Source organism: Hymenobacter psoromatis (assembly GCF_020012125.1).
In the GTDB taxonomy this organism is placed as follows: domain Bacteria; phylum Bacteroidota; class Bacteroidia; order Cytophagales; family Hymenobacteraceae; genus Hymenobacter; species Hymenobacter psoromatis.
In genome coordinates, this window is the sequence record NZ_JAIFAG010000001.1 from 3,143,248 (window position 1) to 3,163,620 (window position 20,373).

Below are 20,373 nucleotides of genomic sequence, written 5' to 3' on the forward strand. Positions count from 1 at the left end.
GGATGTCGTTTAACGAAGCGCTAGAGATGCTTCACAGGCTCAGCATGACGTTCTTCTACAAGCACTTATTTCTTAAAAATGCTTTTCGGCACTAGCATGTGGGCACCGCGGGTACCGTCCACTACCTGCGTCACGTTGAGGTCGCCGGCCACGCTGCACAGCATGTAGGCGTCGTCTTTCGTCATACCCTTCGTTTTCATCAGGAAATCAATCATTTCGCGCACGGCCTGTTTGCCGGCTAGCGTCAGGTCTTCGTTGAGGCCCATGCTGATGTACTGGGTAGGCGTTTCGGCGCGGGGCATGGTTAAGTGCATGTCTTTGTGCACAATAAACTCTAGGTTGCCAACCAGCGACGTTTCCAGGGCCGTGATGTCTACCTCGCCGTTACCCTGCCCAGCGTGACCGTCGCCCACAAAGAAGAGCGCGCCCGGCGCGTGTACCGGCAAGTAGAGGGTAGTGCCCACCACCAGGTCTTTATTATCCAGGTTGCCGCCAAAAATACCGGGCGGCGCGCTATTCACGCGGCCCGCCGCGGGCGGCGGCGCTACCCCCATGCTGCCGAAAAACGGGTGCAGGGGCAGCGTGATGCCGGGCGCGAAATCGGCCACCATCCGCTTGCCATCCAGCGGAATAATCTTCATCTTGGCGTAGCCAAAATCTTCGGGAATAAACCCGCTCTTCGGCCCAAAACCGTTGTAGGCGTAGGGAATCGCCAACTCGATGGCCTGGATGCGTACTTCCAGCACATCGCCCGGCTCGGCCCCTTCCACGAAGATGGGGCCGGTAAGAATGTGCCCGCCCGGCCCTTTATTGGTCACTTTGTCATAAATATCGCGCAGCGACTGTTCCACCTGGGCCGGGGCCACGCCCGCGCCTTCGAGGCGGGTAGGGCTGGAAGTGATGAGCGTGTGCACCTGCACTGTTTCGCCCGACTTGATGCGCAGCACCGGCGGGGCGGCCGCGTCGTAGTAGCCCCAGGCCACGGTGGCGGGGGTAGCCAGCAGTTCGTGCTGAGCTTTAGGTAGGTGCTGGGCGCAGGCAGGGCTGGCCACGAGCAGCGTAGCGGCCAGGGCCGCGAGTAGCGTAGTTTTTTTCATTGCTGAAAAGTACGCGGCAAGCACAGTAAAACCCACTAAAGCGAACGTCGTACTTCCTTGCGTTAGCATGACGTTCGCTTTAAGTAGCGCGGGTATCCTACCCCTTCATCACCCGCTCCTGGCGCATCACCGACTCCAGATGCACGGCCTCCATGTAGCGCTCCACGAAATCTTCGGTGAGGCCTACCTGGGCACCCTGACGCTTGCTGCGCGCCAGAATCTCGTTTAGGCGGGCAGTTTGCAGAATGGTAATGTCGTTGTCCTTCTTGTACTGACCGATTTTTTCGGCCACGGCCATGCGGCGGCCCAGCAGCTGCATCACCTCGGCATCGAGGTTGTTGATTTGCTCGCGCAGGCCGGCCAGGGCGCTTAGAAACTCTTCTTTATCAGTGGTTTCGTGCCGCCACACCAAGTCGGTAATAAGCTGCTGCAGCACCTCGGGCGTGATTTGCTGCTTGGCATCGCTCCAGGCATTGTCAGGGTCGATGTGGCTCTCAATCATCGTCCCATCGAAGTCGAGGTCCAACGCCTGCTGGGCCACGGCAAACAGCGTATCGCGCCGGCCGCAGATGTGGCTGGGGTCGTTGAGGATGGGCATCTCGGGCAGCCGGCGCTTCATCTCGATGGGCAGGTGCCACATGGGCGCGTTGCGGTAGTCGGTGTTGCCGTAGCTCGAAAAGCCCCGGTGAATCATACCCACCTGCTTTAAGCCCGCCTTTTGCAAGCGCTCAATGGCCCCTACCCACAGCTCCAGCTCGGGGTGAATGGGGTTTTTGACCAGCACCGGAATATCCACCCCGCGCAGCGCATTGGCAATTTCCTGCACTGAAAACGGGTTGCCGGTGGTGCGCGCCCCCACCCACACCAGGTCTACGCCGAAGGCCAGACAGTCTTCCACGTGCTTGGCGGTGGCTACTTCCACGGCCACGGGCAGGCCGGTTAGCTCGCTGGCTTTCTTGAGCCAGGGCAGGCCCTTGGCCCCTACCCCCTCAAAGCCGCCGGGCTTGGTGCGGGGCTTCCAGATGCCGGCGCGCAGCGCCTGAACCTTACCCGTGGCGGCTAGGCGCTGGCAGGTTTCGAGCACTTGCGCCTCGGTTTCGGCCGAGCACGGGCCAGAGATGAGGAAAGGCTTATCCTCGGGTTTGCGATTGAACAGGTCGTGAAACATGGGGGGTGGTTGGTAATTATTAGTTGGTGATTGTTAAAGAGAACGTCATGCTGACGACAGGAAGCATCTCGCGTGAGATAGTAAATTCAATCGTTCAATGATGCGAGCGAGATGCTTCCTGTCGTCAGCATGACGTTCTCTTTTGATGTCCTACTTTTTCAGGGAATAATCTTCCGTATCTCATTGGCCTGCTCCAATTGCGCCGTCAGTCCGGCATAGTCTTCACCAGCCAGCAATTCGCGCAGCTTACGCAATTGCGATAGATGCTCATCGAGCACATCCAGCAGGTTTTCCCGGTTTTGGCGGAAGATGGGCACCCAAGTGGCCGGAGCGCTCTTGGCCAACCGCACCGTGGAAGCGAAGCCGCCACCGGCCAGGTCAAAAATGCGCTGCTCGCCACGCTGCTCTTTCTCCAACACCGTGAGGGCCAAGGCAAACGAGGTGAGGTGCGAGATGTGCGATACATAGGCCGTGTGCAAATCGTGCTCGGCCCCGCCCAAGTGCAGCACCCGCATGGGTAGCGCCCGAAACAGTGCCTCTACCGTGGCTACGGCGTCGGCGTCGCTGGCCGCCGCGTCGCAGATAACCAGCGTCTTACCCTCAAACAAACCGCGCACGGCCGCGTCGGGACCCGAGTATTCGGTACCGGCCATTGGGTGCGCGGCCACAAAGCGGCCCCGGCGCGGGTGCCCCGCCACGGCCGCCAGCAGGTTGCTTTTGGTCGAGCCCACGTCGATAACCACTTGCTGGTCAGTAAGCAAGTCTAATACCTGGGGTAGCACGGTCAGCAGCGCATCTACCGGTACGGCCACGATGACGAGGCCTGCCAGGGCCACGGCCGCCGACAGGTCGGCCTCGATTTCGTCGACCAGGCCCAGCTCCAGCGCCCGACGGGCGTAGGGGGGGTAGGCCTCCACGCCGATAAGGCGGTCGGCCAGGCCGTGCTGCCGTAGGCTGAGCGCCAGTGAGCCGCCGATAAGACCGAGGCCGATGATGGTGATAGTCATTAGGTTTACTAAAAGTGAACGTCATGCGGCGCGAAGCAGCTCGCCCGCGCCGTTCGGGTGTCGTTCAACGATTGAGGTTACTGCTGCACATAAGCTGCTTCGCGCCGCGCCGCATGACGTTCTTTTTGCATCGTTTCAACTCTCTCCAACGCCTCGCGCAGCACACTTTCGGGCTGGCACAGGCTGGCGCGGATGTAGCCGAGCCCGTTGCTGCCGAAGATGCCGCCGGGCGTCAGAAACACGCGGGCTTCGGCCAGCACAGCGTCGCTCAGGGCGTAGCCATCGGCATACGCCGGTGGCACGGCAGCCCAGATGAACAGGCCCACCTGGCCCGGCGCGGGCGCGCCGCCCAGGGCGCGCAGCAGCGCCACCACTAGCTCGCGCCGGGTGCGGTACGTGGCATTCAGCTCCGCAAACCAGTCGTCGCCGAGCGCCAGCGCCGCCACAGCCGCCTGCTGCGTGCCCAGGAACATGCCCGAATCCATGTTGCTCTTGAAGCGCAGCACCTCCGTCAGCCAATCGGCGCGGCCCACCAGCATCCCTACCCGCCAGCCGGCCAGGTTATGGCTCTTACTAAGTGAATTCAACTCCAGTGCTACCTCCTTAGCGCCCGGAATGCTGAGCAGGCTTGTGGGCGGCGTCTCGTTTAGCACAAAGCCGTAGGGGTTATCGTGCACCAGCATAATGCCGTGCGCTGCGGCAAACTCGACCAGCTGCTGCAAAAACGCGGGGCTGGCCGGCGTGCCGGTGGGCATGTGCGGGTAGTTGACCAGCATCATTTTCACGCGGCTTAAATCAGTCCGAGCCAGCGCGGCCAGGTCAGGCAGCCAGCCAGTGGCGGCGGTCAGGTCATACTCGCGCACCTCAGCCCCGCAGATTTCGGCCACCGCCCGGTAGGTGGGGTAGCCGGGATTTGGAATCAGCACCGCGTCACCGGCTTCCAGGAAGGTCATGCCGAGGTGCATCAGGCCCTCTTTGGAGCCGGCCAGCGGCAGCACTTCGGTGGCGGGGTCGAGGACCACGCCGTAGCTTTTTTGGTAAAAGCCGGCCATCGCTTGGCGCAATGCCGGCGTGCCCTGGTAGCTCTGGTAGCCGTGCGCGCCGGGCTGGCCGGCAGTAGCGGCCAGTGCCGCTACCACGCTGGGATGCGGCGGCAAATCGGGGCTGCCGATACCCAGGCTGATAATATTGGCCCCGGCCGCATTGAGTGCGGCCAGCTCGCGCAGCTTGCGCGAAAAATAATATTCGCCGGTGTGGGCCAGGCGACTGGCGGTGGTGATAGTCATTAGGTTAATAAGCTAGAGAAGGGCGTCACACTGAGCAAAATGAAGCATATTGGTAAGCTTGTGAGTAGTGGCTAATCACTCGGCATGCAGCAGCGATTCAACTAGCTTCTGCACTTGTATTAGCGTAATGCCATCACGCTGGTCAATTGTTAACGGATGATTTTCTTCAAAAACCTCTATATTTGGAATGATACCTACCCGTTGCGTGTGTACCCAAGTTTTGCAGTTGACAGTGTTTTCATAGCCTGGAATTTCGGTTTGCAACCAGCCGAAATAAGGCATCTCCTGTACTCGCAAGGGGTCGTTCCACATTTCCTGAGACCGAATAAATTTCTCCTCGCTAAGCGAAGTCCAAACGTTCCAAATAAACGTTTCGGTATAATTCAAAATTGGTATTTCTATTCTCCCTCTAACAAAAAAATGCTGTTCATCTATTACGCACCAATCAGCTGACATTTCAATGCGGATTTCCCGCTCCTCCACCGGAATACTGTAGTAATATAATGGAACTTCAGCTCCAAAGCACAACGGTAATTCCTCGTGGTATTGGCCGCAGGTTACGCAAGTAAAACCAGACATAATGTTAGCCTGAAAGCTGTGAGGAGATATGGCTTTGAGTAGAATGATACTCTTTTAATTCCACTACCCCTTCCTCCCTAAACACCATATTGCCGCGCTCATAAGCGCCCAGCACCCGCAGCTCCTCCGTCACGGCGGGTAGTTCGGCCAGCAGCCGCGCTAGCTGGGCGGGGGCGTCGAACTCCACGTCGGCGTGGAAGCCGTAGTGCCAGGGCTGGCTAGGGCGCGGGCACGACTGCAACTTACTCAGATTCAGGCCGTGGCTCGCTACCAGCGTGAGCACCCGCGCCAGCATGCCCGGCGCGTGCGAGGTGTAGAAATACAGCGAGGCTTTGTCGGGCCGGGCCACCGGGCGGGCCTCGGCGGCGCGCTCCAACACCAGGAAGCGGGTGTAGTTGCTGGGGTCGTCGTTGATGGCGGAGGCCAGCACTTGCAGCCCAAACGCCGCGGCGGCTTGCGCCCCGGCCACCACGGCCACGCCGGGCATCCGGCTTTTGGCCTGGCGCTGGGCACTGAGGCCGGTATCCTCGGTTTCGACCAGTTGCCAGTCGGGGTGCTGGCTCAGAAAATCGCCGCACTGGCGCAAGGCCATCGGGTGCGAGTGCACGGCCCGCACGTCGGCCAGCGTGGTGCCGGGCAGCGCCAGCAGGTGCTGGTGAATGGGCAAGTACACTTCGCCGGTAATGGTGAAGTCGGCGCGCTCCAGCAGCAAATAATTTGGTAAAATACTACCGGCCAGCGAGTTTTCCATTGCCATGAGGGCCACCTTGGCGCGGCCATCGGCCACCTGGGCCACCACCTCGCTAAAGGTGGCGCAGAAATTCAGCGCCGGAGTCGACCCGAAGTACTGGCGGGCCGCTACCTCGTGAAAACTGCCTTGAAACCCTTGAATGGCGACTTTCATTTTAAATATAAAGTATGACTTGTGGCGGAAGCTGCTTCGGAAAAGCATAAAAAAAGCGCCACTCGGGGAACGAGTGGCGCTGCTAATTTTCGGGGCTTAGCTACATGGCGACTCGTTCTACGCGGGCGGCGTAAAATAATAGAAGCCAAAAAAGTAGCGATTGCTGAACATGATACCTGCTGAATTGGGCGGCAAGGTAGTGCGCGATTGGCAATTATCAATGAGCAATGTCGGGCATTAATAAGTGCCCATTGATAATTGCATTAGTTATGCCTGCTCCTCGGTGGGCGGCGTGCCCCGGAAGGCATCGGTTTTGCCTACCCCTACCGTCAATTTTACCGGGCGGTTCTCTTTGGCCGACTGATAGATAGCTTCCATAATACGTTGGTCCTGCAAGCCTTCCTCGCCGGGCGTGTAGGGCGTTTTGTTGTCGCGTACGCATTCGGCCATGTGGTCTAGTTCGAGGGCAAACTGCTGCTTATCAGGGTTGCTGGGCTGCTCGGTTACTTGCTTGCCACCGGGGGCGTGCACCAGTTCCTGCTTGAGGCCTTTGTAGGGGAAAGCCGGGTCCATCTTGATGGTACCGGCTTCGGCGTGTACCATGTAGTTTTTGGAATCGAAGGAGCCGTAGCCGCTCATGCACTGCGAGATAGCTCCGCTGGGGAAGCGCAGCGTAAAGGCCACGTTTTCTTCAATGTCCTTAAACCGGTCGTCGCCGGGCGTGCTGTAGGTATAGGCCGACACCTCGGTAGGCTCTTCGCCCAGCAAAAAGCGCGTAGTGTTGAGACAATAAAGACCCACGTCGGGCAGTGAGCCGCCGCCGGCCAGGGCTTTTTTATGGCGCCACTGCTGGTCGTGGGCCTGGTTCTGGCAGTCCATCATCTGGATGAGCTTGGTCTGACCGTAGGTTTTTGCGCGCACTAGCTTCATGGCAGCCCGGTTGAGCGGCTCGTACTGAATGCGGTAGGCAATCATGAGCTTTTTGCCCGCCTTATTGCAAGCCTCAATCATCTCCTCGCACTCCTTCACAGAAGTAGCCATCGGCTTTTCGCAGAGAATGTGCTTGCCGGCTTTTGCCCCCCGAAGGGTAAATTCGTGGTGCATCGCGTTGGGCAGCACAATGTAAATTACCTGCACCTCGGGGTTGTCCTTGAGCTTGTCGTAGGTCTGGTACGAGTAGCAGCTACTGGGCTTAATACCGTACTGCTTAGCTACTTTGGCCATTTTGTCAGCATCACCGCTCACCAGGGCCACCGGCTTGGCGTGCTTACACTGGCCAAAAGCGGGCAAGATTTCGGCCAGCGTGAGATGGCCCAGCCCCACGAGGGCGTACCCCACGCGCTGGTCGGGCGCGTCGGGATTCAAAAAAGGGCCGGCTTTAGGGTCGGTGGGCGCTTCGAGGGAGGGTAGGGTGATATCGAGCGGGCCCGTGACGGGCGGCAGTGCAGCGTCTCCCAGGCTGGCGGCTTCGGCGGCGGCCAGGGGTAGGGTCGAGGCCAGACCGGCGGCCAGCAGCCCGCGCCCAGCGTGGTTGATAAATTGGCGGCGCGAGGCGTCGCAGGCCGTATCGGCGGTGGTTTCAACCGCAACGCGGTCGAGGCTATCGGCAGTGGAAATCTCGTGGAACATGGTAGAAAGTAAAGAGTAGGAAGCCAGGGAAAGCTGGCTCTACGTGCCGGAGGGGGCCCAGCGTTGCCGGCCGGCAGAGTAAGCTCGGCGGTGATAACCTCTCCCGTGCTGACCGGTTTAGCAGGGGTCAATTACTAGCTGCCAGCGCTTTATGATTTAGTATAAACGCTTGATAGACAATCATTAGTCGGCAATTTATTTCTTTGCCCGACGCTTATTTTCCTCCGCATGCCCGCCCTTTTCGAGCCGCTTACCCTGCGTGGCCTCACGCTCAAAAATCGTATCGTCGTGTCCCCCATGTGCCAGTACAGTGCCCAGGATGGCTTTGCCAACGACTGGCACCTGGTGCACAGCGGCAGCCGCGCCGTGGGTGGGGCCAGCCTGCTCATTCAGGAAGCCACGGCCGTGTCGCCCGAGGGCCGCATTACGCCCGAAGACCTAGGCATCTGGAAAGACGAGCATATTGATTTTCAGCGGCGTATCAACCAGTTTATTGAGGCCCAGGGTAGCGTGCCGGGCGTGCAGCTGGCCCACGCCGGCCGCAAGGCCAGCACCTACACCAGCTGGCTGGGCCGGGGCCACGGCGCGATTCCTGACGCCGAAGGCGGCTGGCAAGTGGTGGCACCCAGCGCGGTGCCTTTTTCCGACGACTACCCCCTGCCAATGGCACTAGATGCGGCGGGCATCAAGAAAGTAATTGCTGATTTCCGCAGCGCCACCGAGCGCTCACTGGCCGCGGGCTTTCAGGTGATTGAGCTACACGCCGCGCACGGCTACCTGCTGCACCAGTTTCTGTCGCCGCTCAGCAACCAGCGCACCGACACCTACGGCGGCTCATTCGAGAACCGCGCCCGGCTGCTACTGGAAGTGGTGGCGGCCGTGCGCCAGGCCCTACCCCCCACTTTTCCGCTATTCGTGCGCATCTCGGCCACCGACTGGGCCGAAGGCGGCTGGACGGCCGACGAGTCGGTGCGGCTCGCCGCTGAGCTGCGCGAGCGCGGCGTGGACCTTGTGGACTGCTCGACGGGCGGCAACGTGGCCACCGCCCAAATCCCGGTCGGCCCCGGCTACCAGGTCGAGTTTGCCGGGCGCATCCGGCGCGAAGCAGGCATTGCTACCGGGGCCGTGGGCCTCATTACTACGCCCGCCCAAGCTGAAGAAATCGTAGCCAGCGGCCAGGCCGACTTGGTATTATTGGCTCGCGAAGAGTTGCGCGACCCCTACTTTCCGCTGCGCGCGGCCCACGAACTAGGGGCCGACGTAACCTGGCCGGTGCAGTACAAGCGAGCCAAGCGTTAGGGATTAACAAATTAGAGCCTTAGAAATTACGTAAAACTTCTAATCCTAAATCATTTTGCATCGCATTTGATTGGCTGCTACTCCCTCATACCAAGTCGGAATAATAGAGCCTTGCCGCGCATGACGGGGGTAGGGCGACTACTACGGCGCTAAACGGCCGATGGCTAAGCAGAGCTTTTGGGGCTGAAGTATGGTTAAGCTCGCGCGGCCGGCCGTTTTGCTACTGGCTACTTCGTGGCGGCGGGGTCGATGAGGTGCAGGTCGGTTTCGGGGTCGGCTTTTTTATAGAGCGGCGTGGGGTACACGGTCAGAAATAGCTCGACAGTAGGGAACACATAGGCCTCGATGAGGTGGCCACCCTCCACGCGGCCGTCGGGGTGGCTAATGGCCAGGTGGCTGTGTACCACGGGCTTGCCATCGACCAGGGCCACGTCGCCGAGCAGCGACACCAGCTCGACTGGCCCCTGCACGTGGTTCAGGCGGTACTGCTTTTTCTGAGGGTCGAACCAGGCCGTGGTTACTTGCTGAAAGGCCCCAATGGCCGAAAAATGCGCCGCCTGCACGTGCTCGGCGGTGGCAAAATCGGTGAGGCCGCTCAGCACCTCATCGCCCTTGGCGAAGATGAGCACGTAGTTCTTAACACCGCCCTGCTCACTGAGTAGCTTGTGCTGCAGGCCAGGGGCCTTGCCGGAAGCAATGGGATGGTTGGGCGACTGATATTCGATGGCAGACATGGGTTTGCGAGGTTGGGTTTGGGCGTGGGCGGCCGGGCCGGCGAGCAGCAGCGCCAGGCCCACGCAATAGGCTGAAGAGGATACACACTTAATTTTCATAGCGACAACGGGGCCGCACGGCGGCTCACTACTTGCTGCCTACGCAAAGCAGGCCGTTGCAGGCGCATTTTCCTTTGCCTAATGCTCAGGAGCTGAGGTGGCCTGTTTAACCTATTACCTAGCCTGACTTTTCTCAACAAACGAAAAATTACAGCACAGACTCATTCCTGCATTAACATGGATGAGCATAAAACTCATTTTTTGCGATTGCTTAAATTAGGAAAAATTTTAAAGTTATAATGATATGGGTGCGAATTTTAATTTTAGCACTTTAAGTGTTAAAATTAACCGATTATTAACTGTATAGACCCCACCTACTTCTGTTTAGCGGTCATTTTTAGCCCGTAATGTGGGCTTCACTTAGGCGCGCTGGTCGGCTGTGTGTTGCGCAGCACTTGCACGGCCTGCCCAAGCGAGTAGCTTGCGCTGAGCCACAAAATAATGCCTGCCCCGAGGGCGACGCTCGCTTGCCACTCCAACTGTGACAGGATAAATAAACAGCCAAGCGTCCACGCCAGCAAGGCTCCGCCTGTTATGTAGTGGGCCGGATAGTGAAAAAGACGGGCGAGAGGAAAAAAATGCAGCCCCACAATCCCCGCGATAAAGGGCGTGAAATAGGCGGTGAGCCCCAGCCGAGGCAAGAGCCAACCGGCAAAAAAAATAGCGCTCCACTGCACGGCATTGACCACGCCAAAAACGCGCCGCTCGCGCCGCCTGCGGAGGTCGTTGGCCAGGCCGGGCGCAGGTGGCGGCAAGCGCTTCACATGGCGTAACACCCAACTTCCCGTGAGCACGAGCGCCAGCAGGCCCAGGCTCACAAGCGCCCCAGTGGCAGGACGAAGACGATGGGTAGCTACGAGCCATAAGGCGAACCAGGCGCTGCCAAAGGCAGCCAGGAACAAAGCTCCGGTGGCGCGGCCGGTTAGTTGGTCAGTGTTAGCAGTTAGCATTAACCGAAGATAGGAGCTTGCGCGTGAAGCAGGTAGGGCATTTTTTTGCAGCAGGTTTCTTTTCGCGGCAAGGTATTTTGGCGGCATCGCTCCGGGGCGGCCGGTCATTCGCCGTCTAGTAGTTGCTGGCGGCCGTGCTCCGCACCAGCCGGGCCGTTACCAGTAGCTGGCCCACGTGGCGAGTGGTGTGCTCGGCGGCGTGCACCAGCAGGCCAATAACCGTGCTCGGCAGCTGCGCTCGCCCTACCCCCCGCCAGTCGGGCAGGCTGGCTTCGGGTGTGTTTTGCAGCTGCATTAATGCCTTATCCACCTGCTGGTCAAAGGCCCGCAGCAACTCCTGCGCCGCGCCGGGGTGGGTAGGCGGCTGGCCCTCGGCGGCCAGGTAGGCCAGTTGGGTTTCGCTGAGCGCTTGACCGCGGGCGTAGGTAAAAGTGCGGTCGAGCACGCCCGCCAGGTGGCGCAGGTGGAAGCCCACCGACGCCAGGCCCAGCGGGCGCGCAGCCAACTTGTCGGCCGGAAAGCCGGCCATAATATCCGCTACTTCGGCGCGGGCTTGCAGTAGGGCGTGGGCCACCGGCTGCAACAGCGGCGGCACGGCGGGCAGCGGGCCGCGCAGCCAGACTTCGGGTAGGGTTTTAGGCATGGCAAGCGGGCGGCGCGACTACTCGGGCAGACGCAGGAAGTTAAAATAATAATTGCGCGGCGGGTTGGTGATACCCACACTGTAGAGAGTCAAGCGCAAATAGTCACCGCGTACCCACTCTGCCATTCGGTAGGGCTTATGGCGGACGCGGCCATTTTGTTGGGCGTATTGGGTTAGCTGCAAGCGTACTAGCTGGTGCTGCTGGTACAGCTCGGCCAGCAGCAACTGACCACTGGTGGCGTAGTAGTTTATCTTGGTTACGTCGGCCCCGTGGGTTTTGTGCTTGGTTATTTCCTCCTTAACCAGCCTGAAGGCATTTGCTTCCAACCCATCTGCCAAAGACCGGCTCCGGGCGAGGCTTATGGTGCGGCGGCTGGTGCCGCCCAGCGCCACAAAAGAGGTTCGCGACTGCGCGATACTGGCCCCTACAAACGCCCGCACCCGCGCCGCCCGCTGCCACAAGGAGTCGTACTCGACCTGGTAGGTGCTGGGCACCTCCTGGGCGTGGGCCAGCAGTGGCCCGGCCAATAGTAGGCTTAGCAGCCATAGTAAACGATTATGCATGGAAAAAATTAGATTGAGAATTGGCTGACAGGGCAAATATATGGCCGCTTCGAGCGGGCCGGGAGCCTGGGTGGCGGCCTTACCTTTGCGGGCGCGGCCCGGCCGCGGCTTTTTGCTGTTTTCGTATGTCTGCTTCGCTCCCTACCCCTGCCCTGCTGGCCGCCGCTGCGCAGTTTGGCACCCCCCTCTACGTGTACCAGGCCGACGTTATTCGGGCGCAGTACCACAAGCTGACGGCGGCTTTTGAGGGCCACCCCACGCGGTTTTTCTACGCCTGCAAGGCGCTAACCAACGTGGCCATCCTGAAAATTCTGCTGGCCGAGGGCGCGGGCCTCGACTGTGTGAGTATCAACGAAGTGCGGCTAGGACTGCACGTCGGCTTTCGGCCCGAGAATATTTTGTTCACGCCCAACAGCGTGGCGTTCAGCGAGTTGGTAGAAGCCAAAGAATTAGGTGTGAACCTGAACATTGACAACCTGGCCATTCTGGAGCAGTTCGGGGCCACGTTTGGCGGCTCCTACCCGGTGTGCGTGCGCCTGAACCCGCATATTGAGGCGGGCGGCAACTACAAGATTTCGACCGGCCACATCGACAGCAAGTTTGGCATCAGCATTCACCAACTGCGGCACCTCGAGCGCGTAGTGAAGGGCACCGGCCTGCACGTGCGCGGCCTGCACATGCACACGGGCTCCGAAATCAAGGACGTGGGCGTGTTTCTGCGGGCGCTGGATATCTTATTTGATGCCGCCCGCCGCTTCCCCGACCTGGAGTTTCTGGACCTGGGCTCGGGCTTTAAAGTGCCCTACAAGCCCGGCGACCCCGAAACCGACGTGGCCGCCCTGGGCGAGCAAGTGGCGGCGGCCTTCCGGGAATTTGAGGCCGAATATGGCCGGCCGCTCGAAGCCTGGTTTGAGCCCGGCAAGTACCTGGTGAGCGAGGCGGGCTACCTGCTGGTGGAGGTTGCGACGGTGAAGCACACCACGGCCACGGTGTTCGCGGGCGTCAACTCGGGCTTCAACCACCTCATCCGGCCCATGATGTACGAGGCGTACCACTACATCTCGAACCTCACGCGCCCCCAGGGCCCCGAGCGCCTGTACACGGTAGTCGGCAACATCTGCGAAACCGACACCTTTGCCTGGGACCGCCTGCTGCCCGAAGTGCGCGAGGGCGACGTGCTGGCCTTCCACAACGCCGGGGCCTACGGCTTCGAGATGAGCAGCTCGTTCAACTCGCGCCTGCGCCCCGCCGAGGTGCTGCTCGACGGCGAGGCTGCCCCGCGCCTCATCCGCCGCCGCCAAACGTTCGAGGATTTGCTGGCCGGGCAGGAGGGGTAGGACAAGCTGAAGCTTAGCCTACCCTCGCCAGCCAGTCGGCGGCTTCGGCTTCATTTTCAAAATTGCGGTACGTGTGGCCCAACTGGCGGCTGGTCAGGACGAGGCCCGTCATGGCGAGGCGGGCGAATACGTCGTGCGCTACTACCACGGCCCCGTGGCGGTAGCCGTTTTCGCGCACGGCCTGGGGCAGCCACTCGTTTATCATCCAGCTTTCCTCGGTCGGCGTGAAAGCCTTCATCTGCTGCTGATTGATAAGCAGCCGGCTCCAGCCGTGGCGCTGCATGGCCTGCCGGGCGTGGGTGAGCAGGGCCTTAAACTCGCCCTCCTGGCGCGGACCAGCGCAGTAGTCGAGGCGCAGGTAGTGTTCGGGCTCCTCCCAAACGCAGCCAGCGCTGTTTTTGAAGTAAATAGTGCGGGTAGCGGTAGGCATGGCGAGTAGCGGGCAGTCCCTACCCCCGGCCGGGGCAGGCAGTAGCCGTGGTTAGCCCGCCTTAAACTGCGTAGCCGGGCGCGGGGTTAGCTTGCGGCTCTTTTTTCTGCGTTTCATGAAGCCCCATCGCAAGCCTACTGCCCTGCGCAAGCCCACCAACTTTCCGGTCGAAAACGTACTCACTGGCCTCAACGCGCCCCGCCTGCTGGCGCTGGGCACTGACCTGGAGCAGCTCCACTTCGTAGGCTGCGAGCTGAGCGAAGCCAACCTGGCCGGCCTGCGCTTCGAAGACTGCCTCTTTGAGCGTTGCAACCTGACCACGGCCCGGCTCGGCGGGGCGGCCCTGCAAAACGTAGCTTTTGCCGATTGCAAGCTGCTGGGCGTGGCTTTTGGGGCGTGCCAAGATATGCTGTTTGGGGTGCATTTCGACCATTGCCAGCTGCGCTACGCCTCGTTTGGTGGGAAGAAGCTAGCGGGCACGCGCTTCGCGTACTGTTCATTGGCCGAAACCGACTTCACCAACGCCGACCTCAGCGGGGCCGCGTTTATGGACTGCGACCTCACGGGCACCATTTTCCACGATACCCGGCTGGTGGGCACCAACTTTACCACCGCCACCGGCTTCAGCCTCGACCCCGAAGCCAACGACCTGACCGGCGCGCGCTTCGCGCTGGCCGGCCTGCCGGGTTTGCTCGACAAGTACGGGCTGGTAGTGGAGTAGTGGGTAATAAATAATGAGCAATGAAAGAACGTCATGCTGACGAAGGAAGCATCTCACTCGCGCCGCTGCCCAACGACGCTAGTGCAATGCTTCCCTCGTCAGCATGACGTTCTTTGCTGGTAATCCTTATCCCTACCCCCCACCATGCCCCCGATTCCGCCCGCTACCCATTACCGTTGGGACGACATGCCCAAGGATGAGTTGTCCGACACCATCGCGCGCCGCCTCATCACCGGCGACCAGATGATGCTGGCCCACGTGTACCTCAAGAAGGGTGCCATTGTGCCCAAGCACTCGCATCATAACGAGCAGATTACCTACATCTTGGAAGGCGCGCTACGCTTTCATCTGGGCGACGATGGTGGCCAGGAGGTCATCGTGCGCGCCGGCGAGGTGCTGACCATCCCATCCTGGCTGCCCCACACCGCCGAGGCCCTGGAAGATACCCTCGACGTAGACGTGTTTAGCCCGCCCCGCCAGGATTGGCTCGACGGCAGCGACAGCTACCTACGGCAGAAGTGAAATTGGTGAGGTTGTGGGTAAAAGAGCCTCATGCTCATCTGGCGTCCGCTTGTCGAAGCATCTCGCTCGTATCGTTCAACGATTGATTCTACTGTCCCGCGCGCGATGCTTCGACAAGCGGACGCCAGATGAGCATGACGTTCTTTTACCCACCAATCATTACTTCCCTACCCCCTCACTAATTCACCAATGGACCTCGGACTAACCGGAAAAGTAGCCCTTGTGGCCGCCGCCAGCAAGGGGCTGGGGCGCGCCGTAGCCGAAGAGCTGGCCGCCGAAGGCGCACACCTGGTGCTGTGCGCCCGCCACGACGATACCTTGCAGCAGACCTGCGCGGCTATTCGCGCGGCTACCGGCGCGCGGGTGCTGGGCGTAGTCGCCGATGTAGCCAACCCCACCGATGTGGCCCGGCTGGTACAGGCCGCCCTGGCTGAGTTTGGGCAAATTGATATACTAGTAACGAACGCGGGCGGGCCGCCGGCGGGCACCTTTGCCCAGCACGATGCCGCCGCCTGGGACGCCGCTACCCGCCTGCTGCTCACCAGCGTAGTAGAATTGACCCGCGCCGTACTGCCCGGCATGCAGGCCCGCGGTTGGGGTAGGATTCTCAATATCACCTCCATTGCCGTGAAACAGCCCATAGCGGGCCTATTGCTCTCCAACAGCATGCGAGCGGCTGTGACGGGCATGGCCCGCACCCTGGCCAACGAGGTAGCGGCCAGTGGCATCACGGTCAACTGCATCTTGCCCGGCTACACCCGCACCGAGCGCGTGGAGCACCTGGCCGATGCCGCCGCCACCCGCGAGGGCATCTCGGCCGAGCAGGCTACCGAGCGCTGGACCAGCGAGATACCCATGCGCCGGCTGGGCGAGCCGCGCGAATTTGCCGCGCTGGCGGCGTTTCTGTGCTCTGAGCGGGCCAGCTACATCACCGGCACCTCCACGGCCGTGGATGGCGGCTGGCTGCGCGGACTTTTTTAGGAGTTGCTGGTTACTAGCTAACCAAGCCTGTCCTTGCTTGATGCGCAACATGCTCGCAAGGACAGGCTCTCTTAAATGTAGCATACTCTTACCTATCAATCAATTGATTACCCTCCTCGTTGGCACCAACCGCCCGCAGTCCCGCGCCCGTATCGTGGCCAATTTTTACGCTACCCTGCTCACGGAACTGGGCGCGGCGTATCAAATTATGGATTTGACGGAGCTGCCGGAAGATTTTCTCAACGTGGCGCTCTATCACAACGCCGGGCGGCACGACAATTTTAACGCTTTCATCGCCCCGCTCAACCAGTCGGATAAGCTCGTCGTTATCGCGCCCGAGTACAATTGTTCCATTCCCGGCGCGCTCAAGTCGTTTATCGACGCCCTACCCTACCCCGGCGGCATCAGGGGCAAAAAAGCGGCCCTCATCAGCCTGAGCAGCGGCAGCATGGGCGGCGCGCTGGCCCTGAGCCACCTCACCGATATTCTGTTTTACCTGGGCACCAGCGTGTTGCCGCAGCGCGTGCGCCTGCCCGGCATCAGCCAGCACCTCTCGGCCGAGGGCAAGCTGAGCAGTCCGCTTTTTGAGCAACTGCTGCGCGAGCAGGCCGAAGCGCTGCTGGCCTGGTGATTTATGCGGTTGAATAGTTGAGTGATTAGGGGTCAATCAATGGACGAAATTTTAACTGAAACCCATCTATGAAACCTACCTCGCTCGAAGACCTGTACGCCAAGTTTACACCCGTGGCCGGCGAGACTCCGGCCGATATGCAGCGCGAGCTGGGCCAGTTTGATGTCTTCAGCCTAGGCAACCTGCGGCCCGGCCGGCACCACCGCCCACCGACGCCCTTCAACCGGCAGGCGTTTTATAAAATTAGCCTTTCGCACGGCGAAGGCCGCTTCGAGTTTGCCGACCACGCCGTGGAGGTCGGGCCGGATACACTGTTTCTGGCCACGCCCCGCACGGCCTACCGTTGGACGGTGCACGGCGAGGCACTCACGGGCTATTTCTGCATCTTCACCGAGGAATTTTTGCTACCCGCCAAGGGCGGGATGCGCGTGGAGGAGCTACCCGTTTTCCGGGCCGGAGCACAGCCGGCCATTCGGATATCAGAGGCCGAATGCGCCGCCGCGGAGGCTATTTTTGAGAAGATGATACGCGAAATGGCCACTGGCTACGCCTATAAATACGACCTGTTGCGTATCTACTTGCTGGGGTTGATTCACTTCGCGCAGAAGCTCCAGCCGGCTCCGGCCGCGGCCCTACCCCCCGCCGCGACCAGGGTAGCCGACCAGTTTGCCAAACTGCTGGAGCGGCAGTTTCCGCCGCAAGGCCCGCGCCTGCGCACGGCCAAAGACTACGCCGACCAGCTGGCCGTGCACGTCGTGCACCTCAACCGGGTGCTAAAGGAAGTTACCGGTCAGACCACTACCGCCCTGATTGCGAGCCGTATAACGCAGGAAGCCAAGCTGCTGCTCAAGCAAACTAATCAGAGCGTTTCGGAAGTGGCCGACCAGCTGGGGTTTACCGACGTGGCGCATTTCTGCACGTTTTTCAAGCGCCAAAGCGGCCTCACGCCGAGCAATTTCCGACGGTAGGCCCGATTGTTTAGCTGGCGCAGTAACTGGTTTAGCTGGCGCAGTGGTGCGGCAGGCCGCTAGCCGGACCTTTGCGGGGTAGTATCGAAGGCGCGCCGCCAACGCCCGCGCTTGTTAATTACCCTCTAAATAGTTCACTATGAAGGTTTTCGTAACCGGGGCCAGCGGCTTTATTGGCTCGGCCCTTATCCCCGAATTACTAAAAGCGGGCCACCAAGTGCTCGGCCTGGCCCGCTCGGAGGAGTCGGCCAAGAAGTTAACGGAGGCCGGGGCCGAAGTCCACCGTGGCGCGCTCGACGACCTCGACAGCCTGACGAGCGGGGCCAAAGCGGCCGATGCAGTAATTCACCTGGGTTTCATCCATGATTTCACCATCTTTGCCGCTGCCTCTGAAACCGACCGGCGGGCCATTGAGGCGCTGGGCGACGCCCTGGCCGGCACCAACCGCCCCCTCGTGACTACTTCGGGCGTGATGGGCCTGAATGCGCCCGACCGCCTCGCCACGGAGCAGGATAAGCACCTGCCAGTTTCACCCCGCGTAACCGACACAACTACCCAGGCGCAGGTGGCGAAGGGCGTGCGAGCCTCGGTGGTGCGCCTCGCCCCTCTAGTGCACGATGCCAGCTACTGCGGCTTCGTGGACCTGTTTGCCCAAGCCGCCCGCCGCACGGGCACCGTCGTGTACGTGGGCGACGGGAATAACCGCTGGTCCGCCCTACACCGGCTTGATGCCGCCCGCCTCTTCCACCTGGTACTGGAGCAGGGGGTAGCCGGGGCCAGCTACCACGGCGTAGCCGAAGAAGGCATTCCCGTGCGCGAGATTATGACGGCCGTCGGCCAGGAGTTAAACCTACCCGTGGCATCTAAATCGCCCGAAGAAGCCCCGCAGTTTCTGGGCCCGATAGCTGGCTTCGTGGCGATGGATGCCCCGTCGTCGAGCGCGCTCACCCAGCAGCAGCTCGGCTGGCACCCCACGCAGCCGGGCCTGCTGGCTGATATCAAGCAGGGTCAGTATCTCCAGGGGTGAGCTGGCGAATATAGTCTAAGGCTCAAAGACTTACCCAAAAGACGTTTGGCATGGCGAGCAACGCGCAGCAATCGCACCAGAACGATACTCAAACCGCTCATTCTGGTGCGATTGCTGCGCGTTGCTCGCCATGCCAATTGCCTACCCCCTCTTAGCGCCACGTCTTGAGCAGCAGCGCGAAGCCGTAGAGCGTGATGGCCAGCACGCCCAGCGCCGAGAGCATCGCCACCGCGTCGCGGATATTTTTGCCCGCCCAATCCATCAGGAAAAACTTGTGGAGCACCGCGAAGGACAACCCCTCGCGCCGGTCGCCGTCGGTGACGAGGGCGGCCAGGCGGCCGGTGCCGGGCTCCACGTACAGGACCGGATGGCCGGGGCCGGCGTAGCTGAGCTTCATCACCGGCAGACGCTTATTTACGAAGCCGTATTCGCCGACAAACTTGGTCACCAGCTCGGGACTACCCAGGCTGGCCAGGGCCGGCGTGGGGCTGCCTACCCCCCCCGCCGCGGCGGGCGCACCGATGGCCGCGGGAGCTTCGGCCTCCGCGGTGGGCGGGGCGCAGCATTCGGGTAAGGCGCCGTCTTCGGCCGCGCCGGTGGCGCTGGCGGTGGCCGGGTGGCCATTCAGCGCCAGCATGAATTCCTGGCCCAGCTCGGCAGCGTATACCGACTCGCCGGCGGGCAGCGGCTGGCCGTCGCGGGTGCTGCGGTACTGCACAGTAGGCTTACCCTCAGCACCTTTGCTCACAAGGCGGTAGTACGGCTGGCCGCCCACCCGCGCCAGCGATACCCGCGTGACGGGCGCGGGGCCGGGTAGGGCGTCGGTCAGCGGCCAGGTCAGCTCGCTGGCGGCGAAGGCGCTCACCCGCGCCACTTCCTCGCGGCGGTCGGGGTTGAATTTCTGAATTAAATGGTACGAGGCACTCAGGGCAAACGTGAACGTGACGAACGCCACCCACAGCCCCAGCGTGCGGTGGCGCCGCCGCAGCCAGCCCACCCGGTCTTGGGCCGAGCGCGGCTGCCGCAGTTTTTTCCGCACGAAGCCGTACATCACCAATCCGCTCAGGGCCGACAGCCAGATAACCGTTGTGAATACCAGCATGATGCCCAGGTGTAGCGGCCGGGGTAGGGCGTCGAGAAAATCCCAATTGTGCAGCATTCCAAACACCCACAGGAAGCGGGCGCGGGCGTGGTTGTTGAACGTGCCCATGCGGCTCTGCCCGGTTTCCACGAAAATGGCCATGCCATCGGGCCGGTCGAAGGTGATTTTCCAGACTGGCAGCAGGCGGTTAATAAACTTATAGTCAGCCGTATAGTGCGTTAGGCGCTCGGCGCTGGCCACGGCCGAAGTGGAGTCGGCCAGCAGGTAGCGGGCCACGTCCTCGGCGTAGGTGCGGTCGCCGCCGGGCAGTTCCTGCCCAGTAGCGGCGGAAAAGTAGCGCAGCCGGCTGCGGTAGTCAGTTATCTGATAATAAGGCTGCTGCTGAAACTGCACCACCCGCAGGTTCTGGATGGCAACCAAGTGGTTCTGGCTCAGCACCTGCGCTACGGGCACGGCCAGCGCATTGGGCCGCAACGGGGGGGTAGGCACGGTTTCGTGCGCAATGGCCGGCCGCAACCAGTTGGACATCAGCGGGTGCGACAACCCGCTGAGCGTCCACATAATAACCGGCAGCAGCGTAATCAGGCCCAGCGTGCGGTGCCAGCGGTACATATGGCGGCCCACGAAGCGCCGCATGGGCGAGGCCGCCTCACGGGGCGGCGGGGTGGAAGTGGTTTGCATGAAATGAGATGTAG

21 protein-coding genes are annotated in these 20,373 nt (G+C 61.1%); 8 read left to right on the forward strand and 13 right to left on the reverse strand.

Going from position 1 to position 20,373, the window contains the following annotated elements; all coding sequences use genetic code 11:
• Window positions 1–65: 65 nt before the first annotated feature.
• From LC531_RS13695 to LC531_RS13725, 7 genes are all read right to left on the reverse strand, one after another.
• Window positions 66–1,097 carry an acetamidase/formamidase family protein gene (locus LC531_RS13695; protein ID WP_223651100.1) on the reverse strand — a complete coding sequence of 344 codons (1,032 nt, stop codon included), beginning with the start codon at window positions 1,095–1,097 and terminating at the stop codon, window positions 66–68.
• Window positions 1,098–1,194: 97 nt separating this feature from the next.
• Window positions 1,195–2,265 carry a chorismate mutase gene (locus tag LC531_RS13700; protein WP_223651102.1) on the reverse strand — a complete coding sequence of 357 codons (1,071 nt, stop codon included), beginning with the start codon at window positions 2,263–2,265 and terminating at the stop codon, window positions 1,195–1,197.
• 158 nt (window positions 2,266–2,423) lie between these two features.
• Complete coding sequence (locus tag LC531_RS13705) at window positions 2,424–3,272, reverse strand: prephenate dehydrogenase (RefSeq protein WP_223651104.1); 849 nt, start codon at window positions 3,270–3,272, stop codon at window positions 2,424–2,426.
• A gap of 77 nt (window positions 3,273–3,349) precedes the next feature.
• Window positions 3,350–4,558 (reverse strand): pyridoxal phosphate-dependent aminotransferase, encoded by a 1,209-nt coding sequence (locus tag LC531_RS13710; RefSeq protein WP_223651106.1) that lies wholly within the window; start codon window positions 4,556–4,558, stop codon window positions 3,350–3,352.
• A gap of 75 nt (window positions 4,559–4,633) precedes the next feature.
• Window positions 4,634–5,137 carry a DUF2199 domain-containing protein gene (locus LC531_RS13715; protein ID WP_223651108.1) on the reverse strand — a complete coding sequence of 168 codons (504 nt, stop codon included), beginning with the start codon at window positions 5,135–5,137 and terminating at the stop codon, window positions 4,634–4,636.
• 4 nt (window positions 5,138–5,141) lie between these two features.
• The gene (locus LC531_RS13720; RefSeq protein ID WP_223651110.1) at window positions 5,142–6,041 is read right to left on the reverse strand and encodes a prephenate dehydratase; all 900 of its coding nucleotides are present in this window, start codon (window positions 6,039–6,041) and stop codon (window positions 5,142–5,144) included.
• 267 nt (window positions 6,042–6,308) lie between these two features.
• On the reverse strand, window positions 6,309–7,670 hold the full coding sequence (locus LC531_RS13725; protein ID WP_223651112.1) for a Gfo/Idh/MocA family protein: 1,362 nt from the start codon (window positions 7,668–7,670) through the stop codon (window positions 6,309–6,311).
• A 228-nt stretch (window positions 7,671–7,898) separates the two neighbouring features.
• Here LC531_RS13725 and LC531_RS13730 point away from each other — a divergent pair, with 228 nt between their 5' ends.
• Complete coding sequence (locus LC531_RS13730; protein WP_223651115.1) at window positions 7,899–8,969, forward strand: NADH:flavin oxidoreductase/NADH oxidase; 1,071 nt, start codon at window positions 7,899–7,901, stop codon at window positions 8,967–8,969.
• A gap of 227 nt (window positions 8,970–9,196) precedes the next feature.
• Here LC531_RS13730 and LC531_RS13735 read toward each other — a convergent pair whose 3' ends face one another.
• From LC531_RS13735 to LC531_RS13750, 4 genes are all read right to left on the reverse strand, one after another.
• Complete coding sequence (locus tag LC531_RS13735; protein WP_223651117.1) at window positions 9,197–9,802, reverse strand: PPC domain-containing DNA-binding protein; 606 nt, start codon at window positions 9,800–9,802, stop codon at window positions 9,197–9,199.
• Window positions 9,803–10,158: 356 nt separating this feature from the next.
• Complete coding sequence (locus tag LC531_RS13740; RefSeq protein WP_223651119.1) at window positions 10,159–10,860, reverse strand: hypothetical protein; 702 nt, start codon at window positions 10,858–10,860, stop codon at window positions 10,159–10,161.
• A 7-nt stretch (window positions 10,861–10,867) separates the two neighbouring features.
• Complete coding sequence (locus LC531_RS13745; protein ID WP_223651122.1) at window positions 10,868–11,395, reverse strand: DinB family protein; 528 nt, start codon at window positions 11,393–11,395, stop codon at window positions 10,868–10,870.
• A gap of 18 nt (window positions 11,396–11,413) precedes the next feature.
• Window positions 11,414–11,959, reverse strand: a complete 546-nt coding sequence (locus tag LC531_RS13750; protein ID WP_223651124.1) for a hypothetical protein — start codon at window positions 11,957–11,959, stop codon at window positions 11,414–11,416.
• 125 nt (window positions 11,960–12,084) lie between these two features.
• Between LC531_RS13750 and lysA the strand changes: the two genes are divergently transcribed.
• The gene (gene lysA / locus LC531_RS13755; protein WP_223651126.1) at window positions 12,085–13,296 is read left to right on the forward strand and encodes a diaminopimelate decarboxylase; all 1,212 of its coding nucleotides are present in this window, start codon (window positions 12,085–12,087) and stop codon (window positions 13,294–13,296) included.
• A gap of 13 nt (window positions 13,297–13,309) precedes the next feature.
• On the opposite strand, the gene LC531_RS13760 is transcribed toward lysA, so the two are convergent.
• Window positions 13,310–13,726: an STAS/SEC14 domain-containing protein gene (locus LC531_RS13760; protein ID WP_223651128.1), complete on the reverse strand. Its 417-nt coding sequence runs from the start codon at window positions 13,724–13,726 to the stop codon at window positions 13,310–13,312.
• Window positions 13,727–13,841: 115 nt separating this feature from the next.
• On the opposite strand from LC531_RS13760, the gene LC531_RS13765 reads away from it, so the two are divergent.
• The 6 genes from LC531_RS13765 to LC531_RS13790 all read left to right on the forward strand — a co-directional run bounded on the left by LC531_RS13765 (window position 13,842) and on the right by LC531_RS13790 (window position 18,576).
• On the forward strand, window positions 13,842–14,447 hold the full coding sequence (locus LC531_RS13765) for a pentapeptide repeat-containing protein (protein WP_223651130.1): 606 nt from the start codon (window positions 13,842–13,844) through the stop codon (window positions 14,445–14,447).
• A 144-nt stretch (window positions 14,448–14,591) separates the two neighbouring features.
• A complete protein-coding gene (locus LC531_RS13770; protein ID WP_223651132.1) occupies window positions 14,592–14,969 on the forward strand; it encodes a cupin domain-containing protein in 378 nt (125 codons plus the stop codon).
• A gap of 189 nt (window positions 14,970–15,158) precedes the next feature.
• Window positions 15,159–15,950, forward strand: coding sequence for an SDR family oxidoreductase (locus tag LC531_RS13775; RefSeq protein WP_223651134.1), 792 nt, complete (start codon window positions 15,159–15,161; stop codon window positions 15,948–15,950).
• A 103-nt stretch (window positions 15,951–16,053) separates the two neighbouring features.
• Complete coding sequence (locus LC531_RS13780; RefSeq protein ID WP_223651136.1) at window positions 16,054–16,581, forward strand: NADPH-dependent FMN reductase; 528 nt, start codon at window positions 16,054–16,056, stop codon at window positions 16,579–16,581.
• Between the two features lie 68 nt (window positions 16,582–16,649).
• Entirely contained in the window at window positions 16,650–17,549 is a 900-nt protein-coding gene (locus tag LC531_RS13785; protein ID WP_223651137.1) for a helix-turn-helix domain-containing protein, read from the forward strand.
• A 139-nt stretch (window positions 17,550–17,688) separates the two neighbouring features.
• Window positions 17,689–18,576: an SDR family oxidoreductase gene (locus LC531_RS13790; RefSeq protein ID WP_223651138.1), complete on the forward strand. Its 888-nt coding sequence runs from the start codon at window positions 17,689–17,691 to the stop codon at window positions 18,574–18,576.
• Between the two features lie 151 nt (window positions 18,577–18,727).
• Here LC531_RS13790 and LC531_RS13795 read toward each other — a convergent pair whose 3' ends face one another.
• Window positions 18,728–20,359, reverse strand: coding sequence for a PepSY domain-containing protein (locus tag LC531_RS13795; protein ID WP_223651139.1), 1,632 nt, complete (start codon window positions 20,357–20,359; stop codon window positions 18,728–18,730).
• Between the last annotated feature and the right edge of the window lie 14 nt (window positions 20,360–20,373).

Bases quoted from the DNA above. Each gene is read 5' to 3' on its own strand.
- LC531_RS13760 (WP_223651128.1), bottom strand. From the start codon at position 13,726: ATGCCTACCGCTACCCGCACTATTTACTTCAAAAACAGCGCTGGCTGC.
- LC531_RS13790 (WP_223651138.1), top strand. From the start codon at position 17,689: ATGAAGGTTTTCGTAACCGGGGCCAGCGGCTTTATTGGCTCGGCCCTT.
- LC531_RS13785 (WP_223651137.1), top strand. From the start codon at position 16,650: ATGAAACCTACCTCGCTCGAAGACCTGTACGCCAAGTTTACACCCGTG.
- LC531_RS13795 (WP_223651139.1), bottom strand. From the start codon at position 20,359: ATGCAAACCACTTCCACCCCGCCGCCCCGTGAGGCGGCCTCGCCCATG.
- LC531_RS13735 (WP_223651117.1), bottom strand. From the start codon at position 9,802: ATGAAAATTAAGTGTGTATCCTCTTCAGCCTATTGCGTGGGCCTGGCG.
- LC531_RS13715 (WP_223651108.1), bottom strand. From the start codon at position 5,137: ATGTCTGGTTTTACTTGCGTAACCTGCGGCCAATACCACGAGGAATTA.
- LC531_RS13740 (WP_223651119.1), bottom strand. From the start codon at position 10,860: ATGACCGGCCGCCCCGGAGCGATGCCGCCAAAATACCTTGCCGCGAAA.
- LC531_RS13750 (WP_223651124.1), bottom strand. From the start codon at position 11,959: ATGCATAATCGTTTACTATGGCTGCTAAGCCTACTATTGGCCGGGCCA.
- LC531_RS13700 (WP_223651102.1), bottom strand. From the start codon at position 2,265: ATGTTTCACGACCTGTTCAATCGCAAACCCGAGGATAAGCCTTTCCTC.
- LC531_RS13745 (WP_223651122.1), bottom strand. From the start codon at position 11,395: ATGCCTAAAACCCTACCCGAAGTCTGGCTGCGCGGCCCGCTGCCCGCC.
- LC531_RS13765 (WP_223651130.1), top strand. From the start codon at position 13,842: ATGAAGCCCCATCGCAAGCCTACTGCCCTGCGCAAGCCCACCAACTTT.
- LC531_RS13720 (WP_223651110.1), bottom strand. From the start codon at position 6,041: ATGAAAGTCGCCATTCAAGGGTTTCAAGGCAGTTTTCACGAGGTAGCG.
- LC531_RS13705 (WP_223651104.1), bottom strand. From the start codon at position 3,272: ATGACTATCACCATCATCGGCCTCGGTCTTATCGGCGGCTCACTGGCG.
- LC531_RS13730 (WP_223651115.1), top strand. From the start codon at position 7,899: ATGCCCGCCCTTTTCGAGCCGCTTACCCTGCGTGGCCTCACGCTCAAA.
- LC531_RS13725 (WP_223651112.1), bottom strand. From the start codon at position 7,670: ATGTTCCACGAGATTTCCACTGCCGATAGCCTCGACCGCGTTGCGGTT.
- lysA (WP_223651126.1), top strand. From the start codon at position 12,085: ATGTCTGCTTCGCTCCCTACCCCTGCCCTGCTGGCCGCCGCTGCGCAG.
- LC531_RS13775 (WP_223651134.1), top strand. From the start codon at position 15,159: ATGGACCTCGGACTAACCGGAAAAGTAGCCCTTGTGGCCGCCGCCAGC.
- LC531_RS13710 (WP_223651106.1), bottom strand. From the start codon at position 4,558: ATGACTATCACCACCGCCAGTCGCCTGGCCCACACCGGCGAATATTAT.
- LC531_RS13770 (WP_223651132.1), top strand. From the start codon at position 14,592: ATGCCCCCGATTCCGCCCGCTACCCATTACCGTTGGGACGACATGCCC.
- LC531_RS13695 (WP_223651100.1), bottom strand. From the start codon at position 1,097: ATGAAAAAAACTACGCTACTCGCGGCCCTGGCCGCTACGCTGCTCGTG.